At 66.3% G+C, this 25,790-nt stretch carries 25 protein-coding genes and 2 riboswitches; of the genes, 13 read left to right on the forward strand and 12 right to left on the reverse strand.

Translation table 11 applies throughout. The annotated features are described in order from the left end of the window. Positions 1–30 precede the first annotated feature (30 nt). The 4 genes from ACYU03_RS10620 to ACYU03_RS10635 form a co-directional block, all read right to left on the reverse strand. Positions 31–1,044, reverse strand: coding sequence for an Ldh family oxidoreductase (locus ACYU03_RS10620; protein WP_461890467.1), 1,014 nt, complete (start codon positions 1,042–1,044; stop codon positions 31–33). Next, complete coding sequence (locus ACYU03_RS10625) at positions 1,041–2,615, reverse strand: aldehyde dehydrogenase (NADP(+)) (protein WP_461890469.1); 1,575 nt, start codon at positions 2,613–2,615, stop codon at positions 1,041–1,043. Before ACYU03_RS10625 ends, ACYU03_RS10620 begins: the two co-directional genes overlap by 4 nt. An 11-nt stretch (positions 2,616–2,626) precedes the next feature. Further along, complete coding sequence (locus ACYU03_RS10630; protein ID WP_461890471.1) at positions 2,627–4,252, reverse strand: APC family permease; 1,626 nt, start codon at positions 4,250–4,252, stop codon at positions 2,627–2,629. A 177-nt stretch (positions 4,253–4,429) separates the two neighbouring features. Then, on the reverse strand, positions 4,430–5,350 hold the full coding sequence (locus tag ACYU03_RS10635; RefSeq protein ID WP_461890473.1) for a dihydrodipicolinate synthase family protein: 921 nt from the start codon (positions 5,348–5,350) through the stop codon (positions 4,430–4,432). Positions 5,351–5,657: 307 nt separating this feature from the next. Here ACYU03_RS10635 and ACYU03_RS10640 point away from each other — a divergent pair, with 307 nt between their 5' ends. The 6 genes from ACYU03_RS10640 (at position 5,658) to ACYU03_RS10665 (ending at position 10,583) form a co-directional block, all read left to right on the forward strand. Beyond that, positions 5,658–6,590 (forward strand): 4-hydroxyproline epimerase, encoded by a 933-nt coding sequence (locus ACYU03_RS10640; RefSeq protein WP_461890475.1) that lies wholly within the window; start codon positions 5,658–5,660, stop codon positions 6,588–6,590. After that, positions 6,587–7,690 carry an NAD(P)/FAD-dependent oxidoreductase gene (locus ACYU03_RS10645; protein WP_461890477.1) on the forward strand — a complete coding sequence of 368 codons (1,104 nt, stop codon included), beginning with the start codon at positions 6,587–6,589 and terminating at the stop codon, positions 7,688–7,690. The genes ACYU03_RS10640 and ACYU03_RS10645 overlap by 4 nt, the downstream gene beginning before the upstream one ends. Then, positions 7,687–7,920 carry a (2Fe-2S)-binding protein gene (locus tag ACYU03_RS10650; protein WP_461890479.1) on the forward strand — a complete coding sequence of 78 codons (234 nt, stop codon included), beginning with the start codon at positions 7,687–7,689 and terminating at the stop codon, positions 7,918–7,920. The genes ACYU03_RS10645 and ACYU03_RS10650 overlap by 4 nt, the downstream gene beginning before the upstream one ends. Next, entirely contained in the window at positions 7,917–9,179 is a 1,263-nt protein-coding gene (locus ACYU03_RS10655; protein ID WP_461890481.1) for an FAD-dependent oxidoreductase, read from the forward strand. Before ACYU03_RS10650 ends, ACYU03_RS10655 begins: the two co-directional genes overlap by 4 nt. Before the next feature lie 6 nt (positions 9,180–9,185). Beyond that, positions 9,186–9,953, forward strand: a complete 768-nt coding sequence (locus tag ACYU03_RS10660) for a PAS domain-containing protein (RefSeq protein WP_461890482.1) — start codon at positions 9,186–9,188, stop codon at positions 9,951–9,953. A 126-nt stretch (positions 9,954–10,079) separates the two neighbouring features. After that, entirely contained in the window at positions 10,080–10,583 is a 504-nt protein-coding gene (locus ACYU03_RS10665; RefSeq protein WP_461890484.1) for a GNAT family N-acetyltransferase, read from the forward strand. Here the strand turns inward: ACYU03_RS10665 and ACYU03_RS10670 are convergent. From ACYU03_RS10670 to ACYU03_RS10705, 8 genes are all read right to left on the reverse strand, one after another. Next, positions 10,580–11,929, reverse strand: a complete 1,350-nt coding sequence (locus ACYU03_RS10670; RefSeq protein ID WP_461890486.1) for an OprD family porin — start codon at positions 11,927–11,929, stop codon at positions 10,580–10,582. The two genes, ACYU03_RS10665 and ACYU03_RS10670, sit on opposite strands and share 4 nt — an antisense overlap. Then, positions 11,926–12,366, reverse strand: a complete 441-nt coding sequence (locus tag ACYU03_RS10675; protein ID WP_461890488.1) for a pseudoazurin — start codon at positions 12,364–12,366, stop codon at positions 11,926–11,928. Before ACYU03_RS10675 ends, ACYU03_RS10670 begins: the two co-directional genes overlap by 4 nt. A gap of 17 nt (positions 12,367–12,383) precedes the next feature. After that, positions 12,384–13,175, reverse strand: coding sequence for an ABC transporter ATP-binding protein (locus tag ACYU03_RS10680; protein WP_461890490.1), 792 nt, complete (start codon positions 13,173–13,175; stop codon positions 12,384–12,386). Beyond that, complete coding sequence (locus ACYU03_RS10685) at positions 13,172–14,188, reverse strand: FecCD family ABC transporter permease (protein WP_461890492.1); 1,017 nt, start codon at positions 14,186–14,188, stop codon at positions 13,172–13,174. Before ACYU03_RS10685 ends, ACYU03_RS10680 begins: the two co-directional genes overlap by 4 nt. Beyond that, positions 14,185–15,198: an ABC transporter substrate-binding protein gene (locus tag ACYU03_RS10690; RefSeq protein WP_461890493.1), complete on the reverse strand. Its 1,014-nt coding sequence runs from the start codon at positions 15,196–15,198 to the stop codon at positions 14,185–14,187. The genes ACYU03_RS10685 and ACYU03_RS10690 overlap by 4 nt, the downstream gene beginning before the upstream one ends. A 112-nt stretch (positions 15,199–15,310) precedes the next feature. Beyond that, a riboswitch (cobalamin riboswitch) is annotated at positions 15,311–15,507 on the reverse strand. Positions 15,508–15,539: 32 nt separating this feature from the next. After that, on the reverse strand, positions 15,540–16,706 hold the full coding sequence (locus tag ACYU03_RS10695; protein WP_461890495.1) for a DUF1624 domain-containing protein: 1,167 nt from the start codon (positions 16,704–16,706) through the stop codon (positions 15,540–15,542). 172 nt (positions 16,707–16,878) lie between these two features. Continuing rightward, positions 16,879–19,005: a TonB-dependent receptor gene (locus ACYU03_RS10700; protein WP_461890497.1), complete on the reverse strand. Its 2,127-nt coding sequence runs from the start codon at positions 19,003–19,005 to the stop codon at positions 16,879–16,881. Between the two features lie 110 nt (positions 19,006–19,115). Further along, positions 19,116–19,374, reverse strand: a riboswitch (cobalamin riboswitch). A 149-nt stretch (positions 19,375–19,523) separates the two neighbouring features. Then, positions 19,524–20,543: a branched-chain amino acid aminotransferase gene (locus ACYU03_RS10705; RefSeq protein ID WP_461890498.1), complete on the reverse strand. Its 1,020-nt coding sequence runs from the start codon at positions 20,541–20,543 to the stop codon at positions 19,524–19,526. Between the two features lie 310 nt (positions 20,544–20,853). On the opposite strand from ACYU03_RS10705, the gene ACYU03_RS10710 reads away from it, so the two are divergent. The 7 genes from ACYU03_RS10710 to ACYU03_RS10740 are packed head-to-tail and all read left to right on the forward strand — an operon-like array spanning position 20,854 to position 25,782. Continuing rightward, on the forward strand, positions 20,854–21,687 hold the full coding sequence (locus ACYU03_RS10710; RefSeq protein ID WP_461890500.1) for an urease accessory protein UreD: 834 nt from the start codon (positions 20,854–20,856) through the stop codon (positions 21,685–21,687). Between the two features lie 10 nt (positions 21,688–21,697). Further along, positions 21,698–22,000, forward strand: a complete 303-nt coding sequence (locus tag ACYU03_RS10715; protein ID WP_461890501.1) for an urease subunit gamma — start codon at positions 21,698–21,700, stop codon at positions 21,998–22,000. 18 nt (positions 22,001–22,018) lie between these two features. Beyond that, on the forward strand, positions 22,019–22,336 hold the full coding sequence (locus ACYU03_RS10720; protein WP_461890503.1) for an urease subunit beta: 318 nt from the start codon (positions 22,019–22,021) through the stop codon (positions 22,334–22,336). After that, positions 22,333–24,036, forward strand: a complete 1,704-nt coding sequence (gene ureC, locus ACYU03_RS10725; RefSeq protein ID WP_461890505.1) for an urease subunit alpha — start codon at positions 22,333–22,335, stop codon at positions 24,034–24,036. Before ACYU03_RS10720 ends, ureC begins: the two co-directional genes overlap by 4 nt. Positions 24,037–24,046: 10 nt before the next feature. Further along, entirely contained in the window at positions 24,047–24,544 is a 498-nt protein-coding gene (gene ureE, locus ACYU03_RS10730; RefSeq protein WP_461890507.1) for an urease accessory protein UreE, read from the forward strand. A gap of 18 nt (positions 24,545–24,562) precedes the next feature. Next, positions 24,563–25,108, forward strand: coding sequence for a HupE/UreJ family protein (locus tag ACYU03_RS10735; protein ID WP_461890509.1), 546 nt, complete (start codon positions 24,563–24,565; stop codon positions 25,106–25,108). Then, positions 25,108–25,782, forward strand: a complete 675-nt coding sequence (locus tag ACYU03_RS10740) for an urease accessory protein UreF (protein WP_461890511.1) — start codon at positions 25,108–25,110, stop codon at positions 25,780–25,782. The genes ACYU03_RS10735 and ACYU03_RS10740 overlap by 1 nt, the downstream gene beginning before the upstream one ends. Positions 25,783–25,790 lie beyond the last annotated feature (8 nt).

Genomic DNA, 25,790 nt, shown 5'->3' on the forward strand with positions numbered 1-25,790 from the left:
GTCGGCATGCCGGGTCGTTGCCGGTTCGCCTCAGTCCATTAACCGCCGTATCTCATCGTATATATGCCGGTCGACTTCGACCCCGTTCGCAATGGAGCGCAGCCGGGCTTCAAAGCGCCGTTGGGAAGGCCGTCGGGCGCCTTGTGCGGTGATGTTGGCAAACAAATCCTCTGCGCTGCGTGTACCCGCCTCGATCCGCTCGCCCATGAACACGCCCGGGTCAAATGCCAGCAACAGTTCGCCGTGACAGGGCGTAGCTCCGGCGCCATCGTCGTAGGCCATCGACTCCACGCTCGTCATATCCCCGATCAACGCCCCTGCCATCAGCTCGATCATCGCCGCCAGGGCCGAGCCCTTGTGCCCGCCGAATGTCTGCATGGCACCTGCCAGCGCGGCCCGCGCATCGGTGGTCGGCTGGCCGTCGGCATCTACCGCCCAGCCCAGCGGTATGGGTTTTCCTTGCCGTGCATGCAGTTCGATATCACCCCGTGCAATGGCACTGGTCGCGAAGTCGAAGACAAAGGGTTCACCCCCAGGCTGTGGCCAAGCAAAGGCCAGCGGATTGGTGCCGAACACGCCTTTGTTTCCGCCGTGCGGCGCGACCCAACTGTGGCTTGGCGTCATGGCCATGCCGACGAGTCCTTGGGCGGCAATGGCCTCGACTTCCGGCCACAACGCCGAGAAGTGGAAGCAGTGGCGAATCACCAACGCCGCCAAGCCAAAGGTCCGCGCCTTCTCCACCAATAGCGGCAAGCCGGTCTCGAAGGCGAGCAACGAGTACCCGTGATGCGCATCGACACTGACAATCGCCGGGCTCAGTTCGCTGACGCTGGGCAAAGCGGCGGGGTCGACCTTGCCGCTGCGCAGGGAACGGACGCAGACGAGCACGCGGTACAGGCCGTGGGAGTGGCACTCGTCGCGTTGGCATTGGCTGATGACGCGGGCGATGGCCTGGGCATGGGCGTCGGACATGCCATTGTGGGTCAGGGCGCGGACGGCGAGGTCGTGGACTTCGTCGAGGGTGAGGTGGACGGTGTCGGTCATGCGCTGTATTCCCCGTCGACAAGGCGCGGCAAGGCGAGTGGATTGGCCTGCTGCAACTCTGGTGGCAGCAGGTCGTCGGGCAAGTCCTGGTAGCTCACCGGGCGCAGGAAGCGGGCGATGGCGAGGCTGCCGACGGAGGTGCTGCGGGCGTCGGAGGTGGCAGGGAAGGGGCCGCCATGGACCATGGCATGGGCGACTTCGACGCCGGTGCCAAAGCCGTTGACCAGGATGCGCCCGGCCTTGCGTTCGAGCAGAGGCAGCAGCGGTGCGGCAATGGCATGGTCGTCGTGGCCGAGGTGCAGGGCGATGGTCAACTGGCCTTCGAGGCAGGCCAGCACCTTGTGCAGGCTGACGGAGTCGGGGCAGCGGACGATCAGGGAGCAGGCGCCGAAGACTTCTTCGCGTAGCAGCGGCTGATTCAGGAACACCTCGGCATGGGTGGCGAACAGCGCGGCAGTGGCTTGCAGGTCGGTGCCGGCCAGGCCGCTGGCAAGGTTCTCGACGCCAGGTCGTTGCCGCAGCGCGTCGACCCCGGCCTTGTAGCTGTGGCAGATGCCAGGTGTGAGCATGGTCTGTGCTGGGACAGTGCGCAGACGCTCGGCGGCTGCTTGCTCGAACTGGCGTAGGGGCGGGCCGTCAATCGCCAGGATCAGGCCGGGGTTGGTGCAGAACTGGCCAGCACCGAGGGTCAACGAACCCACGAAGCCGTCGGCGATCATGGCGCCTCGCTCGGCCAAGGCCCCGGGCAACAGCAGCACAGGGTTTATCGCGCTCATTTCGGCATACACCGCAATCGGCTCGGGCCGGTTGGCGGCGATGTGCATGAGGGCCGTCCCACCGCTGCGCGAGCCGGTGAAGCCAACAGCCTTGATCCGCGGATCAGCCACCAGGCTCTGGCCAATCTCTCGGCCGCTGTCGAACAGCAGACTGAACACGCCCTCCGGCAGGCCGCAGTCGCGCACGGCTTGCTGGATGGCACGGCCAACCAGTTCGCTGGTACCAGGATGGGCGGAGTGTGCCTTGACGATCACTGGGCAGCCGGCGGCGAGGGCCGAGGCGGTATCGCCGCCGGCCACGGAGAAGGCCAGGGGGAAGTTGCTGGCGCCGAACACCGCTACCGGGCCCAGTGGGATATGGCGCAGACGCAGGTCAGGCCGTGGCAGGGGGGAGCGGGTGGGTTGCGCGGGATCGATGCGGCAGTCGAGGTAGCGGCCTGCACGCAACACCTTGGCGAACAGGCCGAGCTGGCCGACGGTGCGGCCGCGCTCGCCTTCGAGACGGGCGCGGGGCAGTCCGGTTTCGGCCATGCAACGCTCGATCAGTTCATCGCCCAGGGCGAGGATGTTGGCGCCGATGGTGTCGAGGAAGCTGGCGCGCCGTGCCGGGTCAACGGCGCGGTAGTGGTCGAAGGCTTGTTCGGCCAGGGCGCAGGCCTGCTCGAGATCGTCCGGGCTGGCGCCTCCGAAGGCCGGTGCCAGCACTTCGCCGCTGGCGGCGGCAATGGCCTGGACAGTGCCGTTGCGGCCGCGGCGGGCGCTCTGGCCGATCAGCAGTTCACCATGAATGGGCATGTGCGCCCTCCTTATGCGTTGTGGGGTTGTGGACGGCCCAGGGGTTGGCCGGCCAGGTCCGGGGCCTCGGACTCTTCGTCACCGTCCAGGCGCACCAGGTGCGCAGGCACACCCGTGCGCGCGCCCCAGTAGTAGATGGCCAGGGCGTTGGCGGCGACCACCAGGGTGTCGAACGGGTGGCTGAGTACACCGAGCCCGCCGAAGCTGCCCAGTCCCGAAAGAATGATGGTGGTGGCATAGAAGCCGATCAGCCATGCCGAGCTGCGCACCTGCTGGCTGAGGCTGAGGTGGTCGGTGGGCACCAGGCGCTTGCACAGCAGGTAGACCACGAACATCAGGATCTGCAGGCCGAGCAGCCAGGACACAGTGTTCCAGCCGGACCAGTAGACGATCAGCGCGGCGACGATGAACGATACCGGCCCCAGCAGGCCAAAGCCCTTGACCCGGAATGGGCGTGGCAGGTCAGGCGCGCTGCGGCGCAGGGCCGCGACCGAGATCGGGGCGATGGCGTAGCTCAGCACCAGGGCGGCGGAGACCACGTTGATCAGCGCCTCCCAGGACGGGAACGGCAGGGTCCAGAACACCGACATGGCGAAGGTCAGCCACAGCGCCGGGCGCGGGATGCCGGACTTTTCGTCGATGCGGGTGAAGAGCTTGAAGAACGTGCCGGTGCGCGCCCAGCCATAGATCACCCGTGGCGTGGCGTTCATGTAGATGTTGCCGCAGCCGCTGGGCGAGATCACCGCGTCGGCCACCACCAGGTAGGCCAGCCAGCCGACGCCGAGGGTCAGGGCGATGTCGCGGTAGGGCAGGGAGAACGCTTTGCTGATGTGCTCCCAGCCGCCTGCGAGCATTTCGGTCGGCACGCCGCCGAGGAAGGCCAGTTGCAGCAGCACGTAGATGGCGGTGGAAAGCAGTACCGAGAGAATCAGGGCGATGGGGATGGTGCGCTGTGGGTTGCGCACTTCGCTGGCCACGGAAATGATCGGCGTCAGGCCCAGGTAGGCGAAGATGATGCCGCCGGCCGAGACGGCCATCTCGATGCCAGACATGCCAAACGGCGCGAAGCCCTGAACGCTGAGGTTCTCGGGCTTGAAGAAGGTGAACAGCACGCCGATCACCAACAGCGGCACGATGAACTTGAACAGGCTGATGAAGTTGTTGGCCTTGGCGAAGGTCTTGACGCTGTAGTAGTTCAACACGAAGAACAGGCACAGCAGGGCGAACTGCAGCAGCCAGCCGAGGGCGGTGGGGTTGCTGCTGCCCGCGTGGGTCAGCGAGGGGAACCAGGCCGCAGCGTACTGGCGGGCGGCGACCACCTCGATGGCCACCAGGCTGGAGAAGGCGATCAGGGTGATGAAGCCCATCAGGTAGCCCAGCAGTGGGCCGTGGGAATACACCGGGTAGCGGATCACGCCGCCAGCGCGGGGCAGGGCGGCGCCCAGCTCGCAATAGACGATGCCCAGCAGCAATACGGCGAAACCGCCGAGCAGCCAGGAAAAGATCCCGGCGGGGCCGGCGATGGACGAGACGTGGCTGGCGGCGAACAGCCAGCCGGAGCCGAATATGGCCCCCAGTCCGATGAATGTGAGGTCGGTCAGCGACAGCTGTTTCTTGAATTTGCCTTGGCCTGACATAGCGCTTGCCTTCTTGTGGGTTGTTATTGGAGTCGGCAGTTCGGGTTGTCTTCGAGGGTCTTATTGTTCGGTTGTTGGGGGGGAGTGCAGGGATGGGCCGGTGCCCACGCAAGCCCGCCCCTCGTGCACCGCCCGCTCGGGTTGGGTGCCGTGGGAGCGGGCTTGCCCCGCGGGATCTCAGAGGCCTACATCGGGCAGTTCGGGGCGCGTGGCCAGGGCCTTGGTGACCAGCGCCTTGACCTCCTCCAGGGTTTCGCCCTGCAGGGCCAGGCGTGGCGGGCGGGTGATGGACGAGCCGCGACCGACCAGCTCTTCGCAGAGCTTGATGCACTGCACCAGGTCCGGGCGGGCGTCCAGGTGCAGCAGGGGCATGAACCAGCGGTACAGGGCCAGGGCTTCATCGAAGCGCTTCTGCTTGGCCAGGCGGAACAGGGTCTCGCCTTCTTTCGGGAAGGCGTTGGACATGCCCGAGACCCAGCCTTCTGCACCGACGGCGACCGACTCGACCACCACGTCATCCAGGCCGGCGAACAGCACGAAGCGGTCTCCTACGGCATTGCGCAGGTCGATGAAGCGCCGGGTGTCGCCGGAGGAGTCCTTGAAGCAGACGATGTTCTCGCAGTCCTGCAGGGCGATCAGCACGTCAGGGGTAACGTCGTTCTTGTAGATCGGCGGGTTGTTGTAGACCATCACCGGCAGATCGGTGCCGGTGGCCACGGCGCGAAAATGCGCGGCGGTCTCATGGGCCTTGGCGGAGTAGACCAGGGCCGGCATGACCATGACGCCGTCGACGCCGGCACGGGCGGCCTCGCGTACGGTGTTGCGGGCGAACTCGGTGGTGAACTCGGCGACCCCGGCGATCACCGGCACGCGGCCGCCGGCGGCGTCCTTGGCAGTTTCGATCACGGCGAGTTTCTCGTGGGTGGTCAGCGAGGTGTTCTCACCGACCGTGCCGCACACCACGAGGCCCGACACACCGTCGTTGACCAGGTTGCTGATGACCTTGTGGGTGGCGTCCAGGTCGAGGGAATGGTCGGCGTTGAACTGGGTGGTTACGGCCGGGAACACACCGGTCCAGGAAATGGCTTTGCGGCTCACGTTGATTGTCCTTGTTGGGTTGTGGTGGGGATAGGTTGGACCCGGGGCCGCCGCTGGCGCTTGAAGGTTTTGCATCCAGTGGGAGACGAAATCGGCATAGTCCGGCGGGCCTTCCTTATTTGCCGTTAGGCCGGTTTCGTCAGTGCCGGTGTTATCGCGGGCAAGCCCGCTCCTAGAGGGGTAGCACCAGCCTGAAGGCTGCGACCGGTACGAACTGTGCCGATTTCGTCATCCGTGCAGGTGAAAACCCACAAGCCACGGCCACGCCGACGCGCCACCCTGTGTGCAACGACAACAGGGGACTTCCATGAAGCAGATCCGCATCCTCGACTCCCACACCGGCGGTGAACCGACCCGCCTGGTCACCACCGGTTTCCCTGACCTGGGCCACGGCAGCATGGCCGAGCGCTTGGCCATCTTGCGCCGCGAGCATGACCACTGGCGCCGAGCCTGCATGCTCGAACCTCGTGGCAACGACGTGTTGGTCGGTGCCTTGCTCTGCGCACCCTCCCGTGCGCATGCCTGTGCCGGGGTGATCTTCTTCAACAACAGCGGTTACCTCGGCATGTGTGGCCACGGCACCATCGGCCTGGTGCGTTCGCTTTATCACCTGGGCCGTATCGAGCCGGGCGTGCATGTGATCGAAACACCGGTGGGCGAGGTGCAGGCGACGTTGCACGAGGACCTGTCGGTGAGTGTGCGCAACGTACCGGCCTACCGCTATCGCCAGGCCGTGGAAGTGCAAGTGCCGGGGCACGGTACTGTGGTCGGCGATATCGCCTGGGGCGGCAACTGGTTTTTCCTGGTCAGCGAGCACGGCCAGCGCATCGCTGGGGACAATGTCGAGGCACTGACCCAGTACACCTGGGCGGTGCGTCAGGGCCTGGAGGCCGCGGGCATCACTGGTGCCGAAGGGGGGGAGATCGACCATATCGAGCTGTTCGCCGACGACGACCAGGCCGACAGCCGCAACTTCGTGCTTTGCCCGGGCAAGGCCTATGACCGCTCGCCCTGCGGCACGGGCACCAGCGCCAAGCTGGCCTGCCTGGCGGCGGACGGCAAGCTGGCGCCAGGGCAAGTGTGGTGCCAGGCCAGTGTGATCGGCAGCCGCTTCAGCGCCAGTTATGAGCTTGTCGATGGCCAGGTGGTCCCGACCCTGCGTGGCAGTGCCTGGGTCAGTGCCGAGGCCACCTTGCTGATCGACGAGACCGACCCCTTCGCTTGGGGGATCGGCGCGTGATTGCTGATGCCATCGTGATCGGCGCCGGCATCGTCGGCGCCGCCTGCGCCCATGAGCTGGCCGGGCGGGGCCTGCGAGTACGGGTGCTGGACGATGCCCGCGGCGGGGCGACGGGGGCGGGCATGGGGCACCTGGTGGCGATGGACGACAACGCTGCCGAGCTGGCCCTGAGCCGTTACTCCATCGGGTTGTGGCGTGACTTGGCACCGCGCCTGCCGGAGCGTTGCGCCTATCGCAACTGCGGGACCCTGTGGCTGGCCAGGGACGCTGCCGAGCTGGACATGGCCCGCGCCAAGCAGCGTGGCCTGGACGGGCAGGGGGTCGACAGCGAGCTACTCGATGGCGCGGCCCTGGCGGCGCTGGAGCCCATGTTGCGCAAGGGCCTGGGCGGAGCGCTCAAGGTGCCGGGGGACGGCATCCTCTATGCACCGGCCACCGCCCAGTGGCTGTTGCAGGAGCAGCCGAATATCCAGCGGCAACACGCCACGGTCCACGCGCTGGAGGGCACCCGCGTGCTGCTGGAGGGAGGGCAGTGCCTGCAGGCCCCGTTGGTGATCGTCGCCAATGGTCTGGGCGCCAAGGCATTGCTACCGGAGCTGCCCTTGAGACCGAAGAAGGGCCATCTGCTGATCAGCGACCGTTATCCGCAGCAGGTCCATCACCAGTTGGTGGAGCTGGGTTATGCGGCCAGCGCGCACAGCAGCGACGGCACCTCGGTGGCCTTCAATGTGCAGCCGCGCCCCACGGGACAATTGCTGATCGGCTCGTCGCGGCAGTTCGACACCCTCGACCCGGCGCTGGAGCAGCCGTTGCTGGCGCGTATGCTGCGTCGGGCGACCGACTATCTGCCGGGGCTGGCCAGGCTCAATGCCATTCGTGCCTGGACCGGTTTTCGCGTCGCCACTCCAGATGGCTTGCCCATCCTCGGCGAGCATCCGCGCCAGCCGGGGCTATGGCTCGCCGTGGGCCACGAGGGCCTGGGCGTGACCACCGCGCCGGGCAGCGCGCGGCTGCTGGCTGCGCAGATCTTCAACGAGGCCGCGCCAATCGACGCAGCGGCTTATGCCCCTGGGCGCCTGTCGATGGGAGAAGCAGCATGATCATCTACCTCGAACAGCGGACCCTGGAGGTGCCGGAAGGCGTCACCGTGGCGGCCGCCCTGGCGTTCAGCGGCAACGGCCTGACCCGGCGCTCCTGCGCTGGCCAGCCACGGGCGCCGTTCTGCGGCATGGGCATCTGCCAGGAGTGCCGCGTGACCATCGACGGCCAGCGCCAGTTGGCCTGCCAGACCCTGTGCCGCGCCGGCATGCAGGTGGAGCGCACGCCATGAAGCAACAAACCTTGCGCTGTGAAGTGTTGATCGTCGGCGCCGGCCCAGCCGGGTTGGCGGCGGCCGCCGCGGCCGCCAGTCGTGGCACCGATGTGCTGATCCTTGACGACAACCCACGCCCTGGTGGACAGATTTGGCGCCACGGGCCTGGCTTCGACCCGCTGCCGGCAGCCCAGGCGCGCTTGGTTGTATTGGCGAAGGCGAACGTGCGCCATTTGCCTGGCACGCGCATCGTCGCCGCCCCTGAGCCGGGCTGCCTGCTGCTGGAGGATGCCGAGCGTGGCATGTTGCTGCGTTATGAGCGGATGATCCTCTGCTGCGGCGCCCGTGAACGGCTGTTGCCATTCCCAGGCTGGACCTTGCCCGGCGTCACCGGTGCCGGCGCTTTGCAGGCCTTGGCCAAGAATGGTTTGCCGCTCAAGGGCGAGCGGGTGGTGATCGCCGGCTCCGGTCCTTTGCTGCTGGCCAGCGCCGCTACGGCGCGGCAGGCCGGGGCGCAGGTGTTGCGCGTGCTTGAGCAGGCGCCGATGGCACAGGTGCTGGGCTTTGCCGCGCAGCTGTGGCGCTGGCCGGGCAAGGTCGTACAGGCGGCGCAACTGATGACCCCGGGCTACCGTATGGGTGCGGTGGTACTGGAGGCCTTGGGTGGGAAGCGCCTGGAGGCGGTGCGGATCCAGCAGGGCGAGCGCGTCGAAGAGCTCGAATGCGATCGCCTGGCCTGCGGTTTCGGTCTGGTGCCCAATACCCAGTTGGCCAGTTACCTCGGCTGCCGTCTGGAGGGCGAGGCGGTAGCGGTCGATGCGCTGCAACGCACCAGTCGCGACGGTCACTTGGCCGCGGGAGAGTGCACCGGTTTTGGCGGCAGTGAGCTGGCTCTGGTCGAAGGCGAGATCGCCGGATGGACCGTGATTGGCGAAGAGGCCCGTGCCCGCCAACTGCTGGCGCGCAAGGCCCGTTGGCAGCGCTTCGCCGACCAGTTGGCGCACAGCTTTGCCCTGACGCCACCGGTGTATGGGCTGGCCCAGCCAGACACGCTGCTGTGCCGCTGCGAAGACATCCCTGTCAGTGCCGTGCGCGAGCAGCCAGGCTGGACGGCTGCCAAGCTGCAAAGCCGTTGCGGCATGGGCGCCTGCCAGGGGCGGGTGTGCGGCACGGCGGCGCAGGCCTTGTTCGGCTGGGGGCCGGGTACGCCACGCTCGCCCCTGGTGCCGGCGCGAATCGCTACACTGCTGCTCGACGCGACCTCCCAGGAGCCCTGACACCCCATGAGCCACGCGGCCCTCACCAGCCTGGCCTGCCAGCGTGCCGACAGCATCGACCGCCTGCTCGAAGGCATCGCGCCTATCCTGCCGTTGCTGGACGACATCCCCAACACGGTGTTCTTCATCAAGGACCTGCAGGCGCGCTACCTGGCTGCCAACCTGACCTTGGCCCAGCGCTGCGGTTTCAAGAGCATCGAGCCGCTGCTGGGCAAGACCAGTGCCCAAGTGTTCCCCTCGCAGCTCGGGCCGCGCTACACCGAGCAGGACCAACGCGTGCTGGCGCAGGGCATGGTCCTGCAGGATCAGTTGGAATTGCACCTCTACGGCAGCCGCGAGCCCGGCTGGTGCCTGACCCACAAGCGTCCGCTGCTCGGGCGCGAGGGGCAGGTCATCGGCATGGCCGGCATCTCCGTGGACCTTCAGGCAGCCCGCGACAGCCACCCCGCCTACCAGCGCCTGGCCGCGGTGGACAGCTATATCCGCGAGCGCTACAACAGGCCGGTGACCCTGCAGGACCTGACGCGCATCGCCGGCCTGTCGGTGGCGCAACTGGAGCGTTACTGCAAGCGCATTTTCCACCTCACGCCCCGGCAGATGATCCACAAGGTGCGGTTGGAGCATGCGCACCGGTTGTTGCAGACAGAACTGCCGATCACCGATATCGCCTTGCAGTGTGGGTATACCGACCACAGCGCGTTCAGCCGGCAGTTCAAGACGCTGACCGGGGTGTCGCCGAGGGCGTACCGGCAGGCGATGGTGGGCGGGGACTGAGCCGGCGTGCAAAGGGCTGGAGGATGTGCTGAACTGGAAGTCCCGATCGCGGACAAGTCGGTGCGCCGAATCGCCGCTCCTGCAGAGCGTGTGGGCCCGGACTGTCCTGACCATTGCTGAGGCCGCATGCTCCATCAGACCTGTACCCTGGAACCCGTTGCCGCCGGTGCGATCGACGAGGTCGTCGCCTTCGTCAACGATGCCCGCCGTGAGCTCTTTCCCATGCTCGCCAACGCCCCCATGCCCGATGACTTGGCGCGCTTTCGCGAGGTGTACGTGGAGGGCGGCGGTTGCTTTCTGGTCGCCCGCGACCAAGGCCAACTGATCGCCGCGATCGGCTACCTGCCCTATGACCATCGCTTCGCCCAACTAGACTACCGCGACAGGCGGGTGGTGGAGGTGGTCCGCTTGTTCGTGCTGCCCAGGTACCGTCGCGGTGGGCTGGCGGCGGCGCTGTTCACGGCCTTGCGCGAGCAGGCGAAGCGGCAGGGGATCGAGTGCCTGTACCTGCACACCCACCCGTTCCTGCCGGGGGCGGTCGCCTTCTGGCAGAAGCAGGGTTTCGAGGTGGTGGATGTAGAGGATGATCCGCTTTGGCGGACCACCCATATGCAGCTGATGCTGGCCTAGAACCCGCCGGTAAGAGGGTACTCGATCGCCAGGCGAATCTGGTCCGCATCCAGTTCCGCTTGCGCGGTATTACCCCGGTGCACGTTGTGTCGTAGTGAGAAGGCGGTGCCCTTGGCTTTGCCGCTCTGCACCACGTAGCGGGCTTCGAGGTCACGCTCCCAGTGCTTGCCGCCCTTGCCGTAGCCCAGGTAGGCATAGCCGCCATTGGCGTCGGCATGGCTACCGTCGATATCGAAGCCGCGCACGTACAGGGCGGTGAGGTTCAGGCCGGGTACGCCGAAAGCGCCCATGTTCAGGTCGTATCGCGCCTGCCAGGACTTTTCATTCGGGGCGTTGAAATCCGACAGCTGTACGGCGTTGCCGATGAAGATGGCACCGCGGGTGACGTAGTCGAACGGGGTGTTGCCGTCCACTTCCTGGTAGCCGAGGCTGAAGGTGTGCGGGCCTTGGTTGTAGCGCGAGACCAGGCTCCAGGTGGTGTTGTCGATGCGCCCGGACAGGGCCTTGCCGGTGTCGGTGGTGCGGTACAGGTTGAGGTCCAGGCTCAGGCTGCGTCGGTCATCGATGGCGTGGCTGAAGGTGCTGCCCAGGTAGTGCTGGTTCCAGGTGTCTTCATAGCGCGAGGTGTAGAGGCTGGCGCTGAAGTCGGCGCTGGGGTTGTACACCGCGCCGGCCAGGTCGAAGCTGTTGCCCTGGCGGCCGCTGGAGTAGTTGACCACGAAGCCTTGGTCATGGCTGCTGGCGTTGCGGTCGGTGCTTTCATTGAAGTGGCCCGCCACCAGCCTGAGGGTGTCGATCTCGTTGCTGTCGAGGAAGAAGCCAGTGGCGGTTTCGGGCAGCAGGCGGCTGTCGGAGGAGCTGAATACCGGGGTCTTGACCCGCTGCTCGCCATAGGACAGCACCGTATTGGACAGCCGCAGCTTCAGCGCCGCGCCGCCACGGCTGTAGGCGTTCTTCGGGTGGCCCTCATTGTCCACGCCGAGCAAGCGCGCTTTACCGGCACGGCCACCGCCGCTGTCGAGCTGCACGCCGAGGTAGGCGTGGGCATCGACGCCCACGCCGATCAGGCCTTGGGTGAAGCCGGACTGGAACGTACCCATCAGGCCATAGGCCCATTCCTCGGCCTTGCCGTTGCGCTCGCTGCGCGCTTTATAGGCATTGCGGGCGCCGCTGTTGCTGGCGCCGTGGCGATAGTCGCGCTGGTCGAACACGGTGCGGTTGAGCAGGCTCCAACTGCTGTCTTCGACAAAACCGTTGGACTGGGACTGGGCAGAGTCGGCCAGGGCCAGGGGGCTGCTGCCGAGCAGAGCAAGCAGTAGGGCCGAGCGTGGGGACGAAGCGATCACTGGCCGGCCTCCAGCTGTTCCAGTTGGGCGACGAAGCGCTGCTTGGCGCGCGCGGGGAGGCTGTCTGGCAGGGCGGGTGTCTCGGTGGCCGATTCGCCGACTTGGATCAGCATGACCATACCCATGGCCAGGTGCGGAATGCATTGGATGCCGTACAGGCCCGGCACTGTGAAGGTCTGCTCATGGAGTTGGTTGATCTTGCTCTTGAAGGCTTCGGCGCCAGCTGGCAGCAGGGAGGGCAGGCTGGCAGCGTTGTGCCCGCTCTGGGTCGGCAGGAAGCGCACGGTGTCGCCCGGTGCGATGCGCAGGTGGTCTGGCTCATAGATCATGGCGCCGTCGGCACCACGGTTGAGCATCTTCACTTCATGGACTTCGGCCAGCGCGGCGGGTGCGAGCAGGGCGGCGGACAACAGCGGGGCAAGGGGGCGCAACAACATGGTTCAGGCTTCCAGCTTCAAGGGGCGCGAAAACGCAGGATGCGCGCGCCGTCGAATAGGTCGGTCAGGTAGTGGGCGTGCACGCCGAAGGTGCTCAGCAGGCGTTCGGGTGTCAGCACTTCCAGCGGCTTGCCCAGGGCCACCAGGCGGCCATGGTCGAGCACGGCCAGGCGGTCGCAGGTCAGCGCCTGGTTGAGGTCGTGCAGGGCGATCAGGCTGGTCACCGGCAGGGCTTGCACCCGTTGCAGCAGGCTCAGTTGGTGCTGGATGTCGAGGTGGTTGGTCGGTTCATCGAGCAACAGCAGTTGCGGACGTTGGGCCAGGGCACGGGCGATGTGCACGCGCTGGCGCTCGCCGCCGGACAGGCTGCTCCAGGTCCGCTGGCGCAGGTGCAGGGCATCGACGTCGGCCAGGGCCTGGTCGACGATGGCGGTGTCTTCGACAGAGAAGGGCGCCAGGGCCGACAGCCAGGGAGTGCGGCCCAGGGCCACGGCGTCGAACACGCTGATGGCGTCATGGGTGTCGGCCTGTTGTTCCACCAGCGCCATGGCCTGGGCGACCTGGCGGCGCGGCTGGCGCGCCAAGGGCTGGCCGAGCAGGTGCACGCTGCCGCTGCTGGGCGGGCGCAGGCCGGCCAGCAGCTTGAGCAAGGTCGACTTGCCCGAGCCGTTGGGGCCGACGATGCCCAGGGTTTCGCCAGGGGCCACGGCGAGGTTGATGTTGTGCAGCAACTGGCAGTCGCGCACGTGGAAGCCCAGATTTTGGCAGGTCAGCAGGGCGGTCTGCTGGGGCGGTGTCATGGCGGTCATCGTTGTTGCCTGCGGCTGATGAGGATCAAGGCGAACATCGGTGCGCCGATCAGGGCCGTGACCACGCCTACCGGGATCACCTGGCCGGGGATCAAGGTGCGCGAAAGGATGTCGGCTGCGATCAGGAACAGTGCGCCACCCAGGGCGCTGGCTGGCAGCAGGCGGCTGTGGCTACCGCCAAGCAGCAGGCGCAGGGCGTGGGGGATGACCAGGCCGACGAAGCCGATAGCACCGACGATCGACACCATCACGGCGGTGACCAATGCGGTGCAGGTGATCAGCAACAGTTGCACGCGGCGTACCGCAATACCCAGCGAGGCCGCCGAGTCGGCACCGAAGGTGAAGGCATCCAGCGCCCGCCGGTGCCACAGGCACACGGTCAGACCGGCCATGGCCACCGGCACTGCCAGCCATACCGATGGCCAGCGCACGCCACTGAGGTTGCCCAGCAGCCAGAAGAGGATGCCGCGTGCCTGTTCGGCGCTGGCCGACTTGGTGATGAGGAAGGCGGTCAGCGCATTGAACAGCTGTGAGCCGGCGAGGCCGGCGAGGATCACTTGGGCGTTATTGTGGGTGGAGCCGTTGGCGCGGGCCAGCAGCAGAACCAGGGCGAAGGCCGCCAAGGCGCCGATGAAGGCGCCGCCAGACAGCGACAGGGTGCCGACACCGATGCCCAGCAGGGCGACCAGCACCGCGCCGGTCGAGGCGCCGGCCGATAGGCCCAGCAGGTAGGGCTCGGCCAGTGGGTTGCGCAGCAGTGCCTGGAGGATCACCCCGCAGGTCGCCAGTCCCGCACCGCAGGCAGCGGCTACCAAGCTGCGGGGCAGGCGGTAGTTCCAGACGATGCCTTGGTCGATGGGGTCGAGCAGATGCCCGGCATGCCACAACTGGTTGGCCAGCACTTGGTAGATCACCTTGGACGAAAGATTGGTCTCGCCGATGGCGATGCCCGCCAGCAAGGCCGCCATCAGGGCAGCCAGGGCCAGGGCACCGAGGGATAGCAGGCGGATCATGGTTGTGGTGCTTTACCGGAAGCGAAGGCTTCGGACAGGGTCTCGAGGCCACGGAACAGGCGGATGCCGGCCTGCATGGCGTCGGCATCGAGAACGATGATGCGGTTGTGCTTTACCGCGTCCATGTTCTGGGTCACTGGGTCGCTACGGAGGAACTCCAGCTTCTTCTGGTAGTCATCGGCGGGGAAGCGACGGCGGTCCATGCGAGCGATGATCAGCCACGTCGGGTTGGCCTTGGCCAGGGTTTCCCAGCCCACGGTTGGCCATTCTTCGTTGGACTCGACCACATTGCGTACGCCCAGGGTCTGCAACATGAAGTCGGCCACGCCCTTGCGTCCGGCGACGTAAGGGTCGATGTCCAGGTCGGCGCTGGAGAACCAGAACAGCGCCGAAGTGCCGCCCAGGTCTTTGTCGGACAGGCGCGCCTTGGCACTGTCCAGGCGGCCCTTGAGGTCGGCGTTGAGGGCCGCGCCGCGGTCTTGGGTGTCGAAGATCTCGGCCAACTGGGCAACGCTCTTGTAGATGCTGTCGATCTGGAACGGCTGTAGGCGGGTGCCATCGGCACCGACCAGGTTGTCCTTGCCTTCGCAATCCGACGGCAGCACATAGGTGGGGATCTTCAGCTCGTGGAACTGCTCGCGGGTCGCGACTACGCCCTGGGCGCCGACCATCCATTCGAACTGCACGGCAAGCAGTTGCGGGCGCTTGCCGACCACCGCTTCGAAGCTCGGGTCGTTGTCGGCCAGGCGCTCGATCTTGGCGTTCAGCTCCTTGTACTCAGGCAGCACGTCGTTGAACCACAGCGAGGTGCCCACCAGCTTGTCGCCCAGGCCCAGGGCGTAGAGCACCTCGGTGCCGGCCTGGCCAATGGTCACGGCACGTTCGGGGGCGTGCTGGAAGGTTTGCGCCATGCCGCAGTTCTCGATCGTCAGCGGGTAGTGGGTGGCGGCGGCCTGGGCCAGGCCGGTCAGGCCGAGGCCCGCGAGCAGGGTGACGAAACGGGGCAGCATGTGGGGTGATCTCCTATCGGACAGTACACGGACGGTACGCGCGGACAGGCATCGCAGGCCCCGTGCAAGCAGGTTGCGCTGGGGCGTGATAGCCATCCCGGGCACCCCGCCGGTTGGTGAATGTGTGCCGGCAGGTCTCCTGACTGGTGCGTCAAGGCCCGGCTCCAGCCTTCCCGGGGTTGGTCCCAGTGGCATCGATGGAGCAGGCTCGGCACTTACAGTTGCGGGGGCAGTTCCTTTTGGCCCGCGTGTGGCGGGCCGGGGATTCCCTGTTCGTTCCATATGGAAACCGGCGGGCGGCATGGTAGACCATCAGACCAATGGACGGAACGGTTTTCAGGTCAGAAGTACTTCAGCCAGGCGATGTCGCGGCGGCGCGCCTTGAGCCGGGCGAACCCGCGCACCGGCAGGTACAACGCCAGGCTCAGCAGCACTGCGGTCAGCCAGACGGCGCCAATGCCGTCGAAGCCGAAGTAATCGCCCTGGTTCAGGCCGAACAGCGCCACGCTGGCCAGGTACAGCAGCTTGAGCACATACAGGTGCAGCAGGTAGAAGAACATCGGCGCCGCGCCGAACACTGCCAGGGCGCTGATCCAGCGGGCTTGCCCGGCGCGCTCGAAGCCGCGCAGCAGGAGCAGGCCGATGCCCAGGGTCAGGGTGAGGAACAGCAGTGATGGCGGATACTTGGTGATGTTGAAGAAGCTCATCAGTGTCTGGCTGGCGGTGGGGTAGCTCGACCAAGGGGCTTCGCCGTAACCGTTGAACAGGCGCAGCACGACGAAGCCGAGCAGGGCGATGACCCCAGCGAGCAGCAGGCGGTGCTGGCGTTCGCCGGCCTGGCTGGTGCGGGCGAACCAGGGGCCCAGGGCATAACCGAGGGCGATCACGCCGATCCATGGCAGTACCGGGTAGGACGTGCGCAGGCGCAGGCTCTCGGAGACTGCCAGCCAACCACGGTCATGCAGGATCGCCCATGGCACGTGCAGGGCAGAGCCAGCGTCGAAGTGCAGGCCATCGAGCAGGTTGTGCCCGGCGACGATCAGCAGGCCCACGGCCACCAGCCCTGGGCGTGGCAGCCAGACCAACCCGGCGAGGGCGATCATGCTGATGCCGATGGCCCAGATCACCTGCATGTAGATCACGCTCGGCGGCAACTGGAAGGTCCAGGCGAAGTTGACCAAGGTGAACTCCAGCACCACCAGGAACAGACCGCGCTTGAACAGGAACGCCGAGACATCACGGCGGCCTTGGTGCTTCTCGCCGTAGAGAAAGGCCGACAGGCCAGTCAGCAATACGAACACCGGCGCGCACAGGTGCGCCAGGGTGCGGCTGAAGAACAGCGCAGGCTCGGTGGCATCGATGGTCATCGGGTCGCTGACCTGGCGATGCAAGAAGAAGGTTTCGCGGACATGGTCCAGCAGCATGAACAGGATCACCAGGCCACGCAGGGCGTCGATGCTCTGCAGGCGCTGGGCGATGAGGGTGGGCGTGGCGCAGGTGCTTGTCATGAAGGGGGAAGTCGCAGGCAAGGGTTGGATGTCAAATGAAACGTTATCTTATAACTATTTCATTTGCCGCCGCGAGCCTTTTCTGCGTGTTGGGCTTCGCCAGAGACAGGACCGGTACGTAGACGTATGCAGCACCGGCCGCTGGCTCCTACCCCCAATTCACATTGCCCGATCAGAAACTGTAGTCGACCGTCGCGAAGTACGACCGTGGCGCGCCGAGCAGCCACTGTTCGCCACTGTGTGCCGAGACCACGTAGTCGCGGTTGAACAGGTTGTTCAACTGCAAGCCCAGGCGCACGTCCGGCAGTACCTGCCAGCCGAGGTTGGCGTCGACCACGGTGTAGCCGGGCACGTTCTGGCTGTTGGCGGTGTTGGCGTAGCGTTGGTCGACGTAGCGCAGACCGATGCCAGCGTCCACGCCGTGGGCGAAGCCTTTGTTCACCCAGAGGTTGGCGGTGCGCCGTGGTACGTTGGCTGGGCGGTTGCCAGCACGGTCCACTGGAGTGCCACTGACCATCTCGAAGAAGTCGTCGTACTTGGCGCGTACGACCGAGGCGTTGGCCGAAACCTGCCACTGGTTGGCCAGGGCCAGTTCAAGGGACGCTTCCAAACCGTCGGAGGTTTGCTGCCCAGCCTGCTGGCTGGTATGGCTGATGGGGTCGGCGACCAGCAGCTTCTTCTTGACGATGTGATAGGCCGCCAGGGTCCACTCGCCACGGCCTTCCCAGAACCGCTGCTTGAGGCCGAACTCGGTCTGCTTCGACTCGGTCAGGTCGTAGTTCATTTGCGTCGGGCTGAGGCTGATCAGGTTGCTCACGCCGTCTTCGCTGGTGGAGTACTGGCCGTACAGCGACAGGTCGTCGGTCACGGCAAAGACCAGGCCGGCGCGCCAGTTGCCGCCTTGCAGGCTGCGGTCGCTGCGGCTGCCATCGACCAGGTTGTCGCGGTCGATGTGGTTCTGGTCGCGGCGCACGCCGGTGACCAGCGACAGGCGCTCGGTCAGTTGGGTGCGGTTCTCGGCGAACAGGGCGAAGGTGTGGGTCGTGCTCAAGGTCTGCGGGCGCAGCGGCGAGTCGCTGTGGAACCAGCCTGGCGCTGGGCTCCACGGGTCGATGTAATCGCCGCCGATGTCGTTGTATGGCGAGTTGCTGTCGACATTGAAGCGGATCTTGTTGTACTCGGCACCGACCACGGTCTTGCTGGCCAGGCCAAACAGCGAGTGGTCGAAGGTGAAGCTCTGGCGGTCGCCGATCTGTTCCTGGTTGTGCTTGATTTCCAGGAAGCTTTCACGCAGCAGTTGCTCGCGGTCTGCATCCCAGGTGTAGTCCTCGGCGTTGCGCCAATGTCGGCGGCTTTTGATGTAGTACAGCTGGTTGCTGGCACTGACGGTGTCGCTGATGGTCCAGTCAGTGTTGAAGCGGGTCCACTCGTCGTGGTAGCGCTGCACGTCGTTGCGGATGTTGTAGTTCTTCTTGCGCAAGCTGTCGCGGTAGTGGCCGTCGATCAGCGGGGTGCCGAAGTAGTTCATCGGCTCGGCGTCGCCGCGCTCGTGGGCCAGGGTGAAGCTCAGGTCGTCGGTGGCGTCGAAGCGCAGGGCGGCGCTCAAGGCCAGGTTGCGCGAATCGCCGCGGTCGACCCAGCCGTTGCCTTCCTGGCGGTTGAGGGTCACGCGGTAGCTCAGGCGCTCGCTGAGGCTACCGCCGCTGTCCAGGCCAAGCTGCTGGCGGTCCCAGGAGCCATAGCCCAGGCGCAGATGGTTGCGGATCTCGCCGGCGAAGGGTTTTTTCGGGATTACGTTGACCACCGCGCCGGTGGCGCCTTCGCCGTACAGCACCGAGGCCGGGCCACGGATCACGTCGATGCGCTCGACCATCCAGGGGTCGACCGGGAAGGTCTGGGTGCCGGCACCGGTGTACAGGCGCGCACCGTCGAACAGGGTCATCACCGAGCCATGGCCGGTGAAGCCGCGCGCCGAGAGGGCGGTGCCGCCGTTACCCGGAGTCCCGGCCGAGGTGATGCCCGGCGAGCGGGTGACGGCGTCCTGTACGGTCAGGTTGGCGCGCTGCTGGATCTGCTCGGCCGTGATGCTGCTGGTGCTGGCCGGGGTCTCCAGGGCACTGAGGTTCAGGCGCGAGCCGGCTGGCACAGGCGTGGCCAGGTCGATGGTCTGGGCGTCGCGGGTATCGGTGATAGCCGTGGAGGGCAGGGCCAGGACCTTGCTGTCTTGCTCATCGGCCAGGGCCGGAAGGGAGACGGCCAGGCAGGCCGCCAGGGTGTGAAGCTTATTGATGCGGGACATGTCGTTCCACTGCGAACAGGAATGAATGAATCCCGGTGGAAACAACGCATGAAGGAACCACGCACGCAGGCGCGCACGCGAAAACCGGCCTGCGCCCGCCCACCGCGGGTTGCCAAACGAAGCTTCAGGCCGGTCTCCGGGCTTGCGAGGGTCATGACGCCTTCACCTTCCCATGCTCTAGGTCTGTTCCTGTTTCATTCGCGGTCGCGAATGAAGCGGGAGCAGCCCTTGCACACAGTGGTATGTCGAAGGATTCGCTCGCTTACCGTTGCGGGGGCAGCGCCGGACTAGTCATGGGGACATGACGCACCGGCTTCCCGTTTCACCCTGCGCACGGCGGCGCAGGACACCTGAAACTGGCGCGCATCTGACCATCGAATGGATATTCAGTCAATCGTTTGGAGGGGCGTTGGTGTGCGGCGATGCCAGCTTGTGCGGCGGGCCGGACACCGACGGCTGCGATGTCCGGCTGCACAACACGCCGCCGTTGGACACGGCGGCGAGAGAGGGAAGGGCGATCAGGCGACCTTGACGATCCAGCCTGCCGGTGCCTCGACGTCACCGCTCTGGATGCCGGTCAGCTCGCTGTAGAGCTTCTGGGTGACCGGGCCGACTTCGCTTTCGCTGTAGAAGACGTGCAGCTTGCCTTGGTACTCGATGCCGCCGATCGGGGTGATCACAGCAGCGGTGCCGCAGGCGCCGGCTTCGATGAAGCGGTCGAGCTGGTCGATCAGCACGTCGCCTTCGATCACCTTCAGGCCCAGGCGCGATTCTGCCAGTTCCATCAGCGACAGGCGGGTGATGCCAGGCAGCACCGAGGCCGACTTCGGTGTCACGAACTCCTTGTTGGAGGTGATGCCGAAGAAGTTGGCCGAACCGACTTCCTCGATCTTCGAGTGGGTCAGTGGGTCCAGGTAGATGCAGTCGGCGAAGTGGGCTTTCTTGGCTTCGGCCCCCGGCATCAGGCTGGCTGCGTAGTTGCCGCCGACCTTGGCCGCGCCGGTGCCCTGTGGGGCAGCACGGTCGTAGCTGGAAATCAGGAAGTTATGTGGGGTCATGCCGCCCTTGAAGTACGAGCCGACCGGGATGGCGAAGACCGAGAAAATGAACTCGGGGGCGGTGCGCACGCCGATGTTGTCACCCACGCCGATGACGAAAGGACGCAGGTACAGGGCGCCTTTGCCATACGGTGGAACGAAGCGCTCGTTGGCCTTGACCACCTGCTTGCACGCCTCGATGAACACATCGGTCGGCACCTGCGGCATCAGCAGGCGAGCGCAGCTGCGCTGCATGCGAGCGGCGTTCTGGTCCGGGCGGAACAGGTTGATCGAACCATCCTTGCAGCGGTAGGCCTTCAGGCCTTCGAAGCATTGCTGGCCGTAGTGCAGGGCGGTCGAGCCCTCGCTGATGTGCAGCTGGTTGTCTTCGGTCAGGGTGCCCTGGTCCCACTCGCCATTGCGCCAGAAGGACAGGTAGCGCTTGTCAGTCTTGATGTAGTCGAAGCCCAGCTTGTCCCAGTTAATGCTTTCGTTGCTCATGACACCCTCTATTGTCTTGCAGATGCCTGATCGCTCAGGCCGCTGTTAATTGCGCACCTCGCCACGATAATACATCCGCCGCAGATCGGAAACGGCCAGTCACGAATTGGTGCGTACCTTAAGTGGTGTGGCCACCAGGCCATCGCCTCCATTCCCGTCTGCCTCAAAACAGCGCACCCCTCAGGTTGGCCCGCAACCTGCAACGGCCTGCCCATCGATTACTGATCGATTGGTCAGGCATGCGCCTTCGGGCGGATGCAGGTTGTTCAACCGAGGCGGCCGTTGTGCCGCATGTACCGGGGCTTTGGGCATGTCCATGCCGGAAAACATCGCGAACCTTGAGGCGCAGGCGGGCTGGAGCGCGGAGCTGAAGCTGCGCTTCATCCGACGCGAGCGCATGACCTGCATTGGTGCGCGTAAACATTTCGGACCTCTTTTGGTGCAGCGCCCGTTCTATCCCGAAGGGGCGCCGTGCCACGTTTATGTGCTGCATCCTCCGGGAGGCATCGTCGGAGGCGACCGCCTGGCCCTGGACATCCACCTTGAGCCGGGCAGCCACGCTTTGCTGACGATGCCGGGGGCGAGCAAGTTCTACCGCAGCGCCGGGCCGACCGCGCAGCTCGAACAGCGCTTCGTGCTGGAGGAGGGCAGCACGCTGGAATGGTTGCCCCAGGACAGCATCTTCTTCGCCGGCGCGCGCGCCGCGCTGCACAGCCGCTTCAGCCTCGCCCCCGGTGCCCGCCTGCTGGCCTGGGAGACCTTGTGCCTGGGCCGTCCGGTGATGAACGAGACGTTCAGCCACGGCGCCCTGGACAGCCGCCTGATCATCGACATGCCTGAAGATCCCGGCCTGCACGAGCGCTTGCGCCTGGACGGCGGGAACCTGGACAAGCTCGCCGGCCATCCGCTGCTGGCGACCTTCTGCGCCGCACCGGCCGACGCCGCGGCCCTCGACCTGGTCCGTGCCGAGCTGGAGACGCTGGCGACGCCGGCAGGCGCCACTTTGCTTGGCCAACTGCTGGTGATTCGTCTGCTCGATCACGACAACCAACATCTGCAACACACCCTGCAGCGCCTGTGGCATGTGCTGCGCCCCGCCGTGATCGGCTTGGCGCCATGCCCCCCGCGCATCTGGGCTACCTGAGAGAAGCACCATGGAGCTGACCCCGAGAGAGAAAGACAAGCTGCTGCTGTTCACCGCGGCATTGCTGGCCGAGCGCCGTCGCGACCGCGGCCTGAAGCTCAACTACCCGGAAGCGGTGGCGCTGATCAGCGCGGCGGTGCTCGAAGGCGCCCGTGACGGCCGTACCGTCGCCGAGCTGATGAGCCTGGGCCGCGAAGTACTCAGCCGCGACCAGGTTATGGAGGGCGTGGCCGAGATGCTCCACGACGTCCAGGTCGAGGCGACCTTTCCCGACGGCACCAAACTGGTGACCGTGCATGACCCCATCGTTTGACCGCCACAGGAGCGCAGCATGATTCCCGGAGAAGTCCAGGTCGCCGAGGGCGACATCGAACTCAACGCCGGCCGCCCGACCCTGAGCGTCAGCGTGGCCAACCATGGCGACCGACCGGTGCAGGTCGGCTCGCATTACCACTTCTTTGAAGTCAACGACGCTCTGGTTTTCGACCGGGACCCTACTCGGGGCTACCGCCTGGACATCGCCGCCGGCACCGCCGTGCGCTTCGAGCCGGGCCAGGCGCGTACCGTGCAACTGGTGGCCTACGCTGGCAAGCGCGAGGTCTACGGCTTCCAGGGCAAGGTCATGGGCGCACTGGAGGACCAGGCATGAGCCGTATTTCCCGCCAGGCCTATGCCGATATGTTCGGCCCCACTGTCGGCGACCGCGTGCGTCTGGCCGACACCGCCCTGTGGGTGGAGGTGGAGAAGGACTTCACGGTCTACGGCGAGGAGGTCAAGTTCGGCGGCGGCAAGGTGATCCGCGACGGCATGGGCCAGGGCCAGATGCTCTCGGCCGACGCCATGGACCTGGTGTTGACCAATGCGCTGATCATCGACCATTGGGGCATCGTCAAGGCCGATATCGGCGTGAAGCACGGGCGCATCGCCGCCATCGGCAAGGCCGGCAACCCCGATGTGCAGCCGGGCGTGACCGTACCGGTGGGGCCGGGCACCGAAGTGATCGCCGCCGAAGGCAAGATCGTCACCGCCGGTGGCATCGACTCGCATATCCACTTCATCTGCCCGCAGCAGGTGGAAGAAGCGCTGACCAGCGGCGTCACCACCTTCATCGGCGGCGGCACGGGGCCTGCCACTGGCACCAATGCCACCACCTGCACGCCAGGGCCCTGGTACCTGGCGCGTATGCTCCAGGCGGCCGACAGCCTGCCGATCAACATCGGCCTGCTGGGCAAGGGCAACGCCTCGCGCCCTGAGGCCCTGCGCGAGCAGATCGAGGCCGGCGCCGTGGGCTTGAAGCTGCACGAGGACTGGGGCTCGACCCCGGCGGCCATCGACTGCTGCCTGGGCGTGGCCGAGGAAATGGACATTCAGGTGGCCATCCACTCCGATACCCTCAACGAGTCCGGCTGCATCGAAGACACCCTGGCGGCCATCGGCGACCGCACCATCCATACCTTCCATACCGAAGGGGCGGGTGGCGGCCATGCGCCGGACATCATCCGCGCCGCCGGCCAGGCCAATGTGTTGCCGTCCTCGACCAACCCGACCCTGCCATACACGGTCAACACCGTCGACGAGCACCTGGACATGCTCATGGTCTGCCACCACCTGGACCCGAGCATCCCCGAGGACGTGGCCTTCGCCGAGTCGCGCATCCGCCGCGAGACCATCGCCGCCGAGGACATCCTGCACGACATGGGCGCCTTCGCCATGACCTCGTCCGACTCCCAGGCCATGGGCCGGGTCGGCGAAGTGGTGCTGCGTACCTGGCAGGTGGCGCACCAGATGAAACTGCGCCGTGGACCGCTGGCGCCCGACACCGACTACAGCGACAACTTCCGGGTCAAACGCTACATCGCCAAGTACACCCTCAACCCGGCACTGACCCATGGCATCGCCCATGAAGTGGGCTCGGTGGAAGTGGGCAAGCTGGCCGACCTGGTGCTTTGGGCACCGGCCTTTTTCGCCGTCAAGCCGGCACTGGTGATCAAGGGCGGGATGATCGCCACCGCACCCATGGGCGATATCAATGGCTCGATCCCGACCCCGCAACCGGTGCACTACCGGCCCATGTTCGGCGCCTTGGGCGCCGCCCGCCATGCCACGCGGATGACCTTCCTGTCCCAGGCCGCGATCGGCCGTGGTCTGGCCGAGGAGCTGGGCTTGCGCAGCCTGATCGGCGTGGCCCATGGCTGCCGCCGGGTGCGCAAGGCCGACATGGTTCACAACGGCCTGCAGCCGCTGATCGAGGTCGATGCGCAGACCTACCAGGTGCGTGCCGATGGCGAACTGCTGGTTTGCGAGCCTGCCAGCGAACTGCCGCTGGCCCAGCGTTATTTCCTGTTTTGAAGGAGTCAACATGATTGTCCTGACCCGCCGAGTCACCGAGGGCGCCATGCCTACCGGTAGTGTCACCTTGAGCGTGGATGCCCGGATCAAGAGCCGCCTGCGCGTCCGTCTCGACGATGGCCGCGACGCCGGCCTGATGCTCGAACGCGGCCATCTGCTGCGTGGCGGCGAACTGCTGGGCGACGAGCAGGGCGAGCACGTGATCCGCGTGGTGGCGGCACCCGAGGCGGTGTCCACGGTGCGTTGCGCCGACCCGCTGCTGCTGGCCCGCGCCGCCTACCACCTGGGCAACCGCCATGTGCCGCTACAGATCGAGCCGGGCCTGCTGCGCTACCAGCATGACCATGTCCTGGACGACATGCTGCGGGGCCTGGGGCTGGAGGTGCAGGCCGAGCAGGCGCCCTTCGAGCCAGAGGCCGGTGCTTACCAAAGTGCGCCTCATAGCCACAGCCATGACCATAGCCATGACCATCCTTTCGTGCGCCTGCCCGGCCATGCTCATTCTTGACCTGCCTTGGAGTATCCGATGAAGAAGACCCTTGCCCTTGTCCTGCTGCTGGTGGCCGTCCCGGCCTTCGCCCATCCCGGTCATGACAGCAACCCGCTGCAGGATGGCCTGCTGCACCCGCTGACTGGCCTCGATCACCTGCTGATGCTGCTCGGCACCGGTGTCCTGGCGGCCTTGACCGGGCGCACCCTGGCGCTGCCTCTGGCCACCCTTGGCGCGATGTTCGGCGGCGCCGTGCTTGGCCATCTGTTCGGCGGTGTGATCGGCATGGAGCAGATGATCGTCGGTTCCTTGCTGGTGGCCGCAGCCGCCATGCTGCTGCCTGGCCGCCAGATGCTGCTGGCCCTGGCGATGCCGCTGTTCGCCCTGTTCCATGGCTGGGCCCATGGGGTCGAGGCCAGCCCAGGGGCGTTCTGGGTGTTCAGCGCCGGTTTCGTCGCCGTCAGCGGGCTGCTGCTGGCCGCCGGCTTTGCCGGTGGTTGCCTGCTGCGCCGCCATGCCGGTCTGCAGAAGGCGTTCGGTGGCGGCTTGCTGGCCGGCGCCGCGTTGGTCCTGGCCGGCTGATGAGCCCGGACTTGGCGCTGCTGCGCCTTTTGCAACTGGCCAGCCCGAACCTGCCGGTGGGTGGCTTCACCTATTCGCAAGGCCTGGAGTGGGCGGTCGAGGCCGGTTGGGTGCGTGATGCTGCGAGCTTCTGCGCCTGGCAGCGCGAGCAGTTGCACGACACCCTCGGTTGCCTCGACTGGCCCGTGCTGGCGCGCCTGTACCGTGCCTGCCAGGCCGCGGATGCCGAGGTGTTCGCCCACTGGAGCCGCTTCTTGCTGGCCAACCGCGAAACCGCTGAGTTGCGCCTGGAGGAGCGTCAGCGCGGCACTGCCTTGACGCGTCTGCTCGACGGTTGGCAGTTGGCCCAGACCCCGGCCTGGCGCGACAGCCTGGCCCTGAGCCAGTTGGGCGGCATGGCCTGGCTCGGCGCGCACTGGGCCATTCCGTTGCGCGACCTGGCCCTGGGCCACGGTTTTACCTGGCTGGAAGGCGCAGTGATGGCCGGAGTCAAGTTGGTGCCTTTTGGCCAACAGGCTGCGCAAACCCTGCTGCGTGACCTGGGCGAAGAGCTGCCCGGCGTGCTCGACCATGCGCTCGCGCTGGACGATGACCAGCTGGGCGGCAGCCTGCCGCTGCTGGCCATTGCCTCGGCCCGTCACGAAACCCAATACACACGATTGTTCCGTTCTTGAGGACTGCC

Source organism: Pseudomonas sp. X10 (assembly GCF_054889225.1).

Coding starts and splice junctions, on each gene's coding strand:
- ACYU03_RS10620 (WP_461890467.1), bottom strand. CDS start 1,044: ATGACCGACACCGTCCACCTCACCCTCGACGAAGTCCACGACCTCGCC.
- ACYU03_RS10625 (WP_461890469.1), bottom strand. CDS start 2,615: ATGCCCATTCATGGTGAACTGCTGATCGGCCAGAGCGCCCGCCGCGGC.
- ACYU03_RS10630 (WP_461890471.1), bottom strand. CDS start 4,252: ATGTCAGGCCAAGGCAAATTCAAGAAACAGCTGTCGCTGACCGACCTC.
- ACYU03_RS10640 (WP_461890475.1), top strand. CDS start 5,658: ATGAAGCAGATCCGCATCCTCGACTCCCACACCGGCGGTGAACCGACC.
- ACYU03_RS10650 (WP_461890479.1), top strand. CDS start 7,687: ATGATCATCTACCTCGAACAGCGGACCCTGGAGGTGCCGGAAGGCGTC.
- ACYU03_RS10655 (WP_461890481.1), top strand. CDS start 7,917: ATGAAGCAACAAACCTTGCGCTGTGAAGTGTTGATCGTCGGCGCCGGC.
- ACYU03_RS10660 (WP_461890482.1), top strand. CDS start 9,186: ATGAGCCACGCGGCCCTCACCAGCCTGGCCTGCCAGCGTGCCGACAGC.
- ACYU03_RS10665 (WP_461890484.1), top strand. CDS start 10,080: ATGCTCCATCAGACCTGTACCCTGGAACCCGTTGCCGCCGGTGCGATC.
- ACYU03_RS10675 (WP_461890488.1), bottom strand. CDS start 12,366: ATGTTGTTGCGCCCCCTTGCCCCGCTGTTGTCCGCCGCCCTGCTCGCA.
- ACYU03_RS10680 (WP_461890490.1), bottom strand. CDS start 13,175: ATGACCGCCATGACACCGCCCCAGCAGACCGCCCTGCTGACCTGCCAA.
- ACYU03_RS10685 (WP_461890492.1), bottom strand. CDS start 14,188: ATGATCCGCCTGCTATCCCTCGGTGCCCTGGCCCTGGCTGCCCTGATG.
- ACYU03_RS10690 (WP_461890493.1), bottom strand. CDS start 15,198: ATGCTGCCCCGTTTCGTCACCCTGCTCGCGGGCCTCGGCCTGACCGGC.
- ACYU03_RS10695 (WP_461890495.1), bottom strand. CDS start 16,706: ATGACAAGCACCTGCGCCACGCCCACCCTCATCGCCCAGCGCCTGCAG.
- ACYU03_RS10700 (WP_461890497.1), bottom strand. CDS start 19,005: ATGTCCCGCATCAATAAGCTTCACACCCTGGCGGCCTGCCTGGCCGTC.
- ACYU03_RS10705 (WP_461890498.1), bottom strand. CDS start 20,543: ATGAGCAACGAAAGCATTAACTGGGACAAGCTGGGCTTCGACTACATC.
- ACYU03_RS10710 (WP_461890500.1), top strand. CDS start 20,854: ATGTCCATGCCGGAAAACATCGCGAACCTTGAGGCGCAGGCGGGCTGG.
- ACYU03_RS10715 (WP_461890501.1), top strand. CDS start 21,698: ATGGAGCTGACCCCGAGAGAGAAAGACAAGCTGCTGCTGTTCACCGCG.
- ACYU03_RS10720 (WP_461890503.1), top strand. CDS start 22,019: ATGATTCCCGGAGAAGTCCAGGTCGCCGAGGGCGACATCGAACTCAAC.
- ureC (WP_461890505.1), top strand. CDS start 22,333: ATGAGCCGTATTTCCCGCCAGGCCTATGCCGATATGTTCGGCCCCACT.
- ureE (WP_461890507.1), top strand. CDS start 24,047: ATGATTGTCCTGACCCGCCGAGTCACCGAGGGCGCCATGCCTACCGGT.
- ACYU03_RS10735 (WP_461890509.1), top strand. CDS start 24,563: ATGAAGAAGACCCTTGCCCTTGTCCTGCTGCTGGTGGCCGTCCCGGCC.
- ACYU03_RS10740 (WP_461890511.1), top strand. CDS start 25,108: ATGAGCCCGGACTTGGCGCTGCTGCGCCTTTTGCAACTGGCCAGCCCG.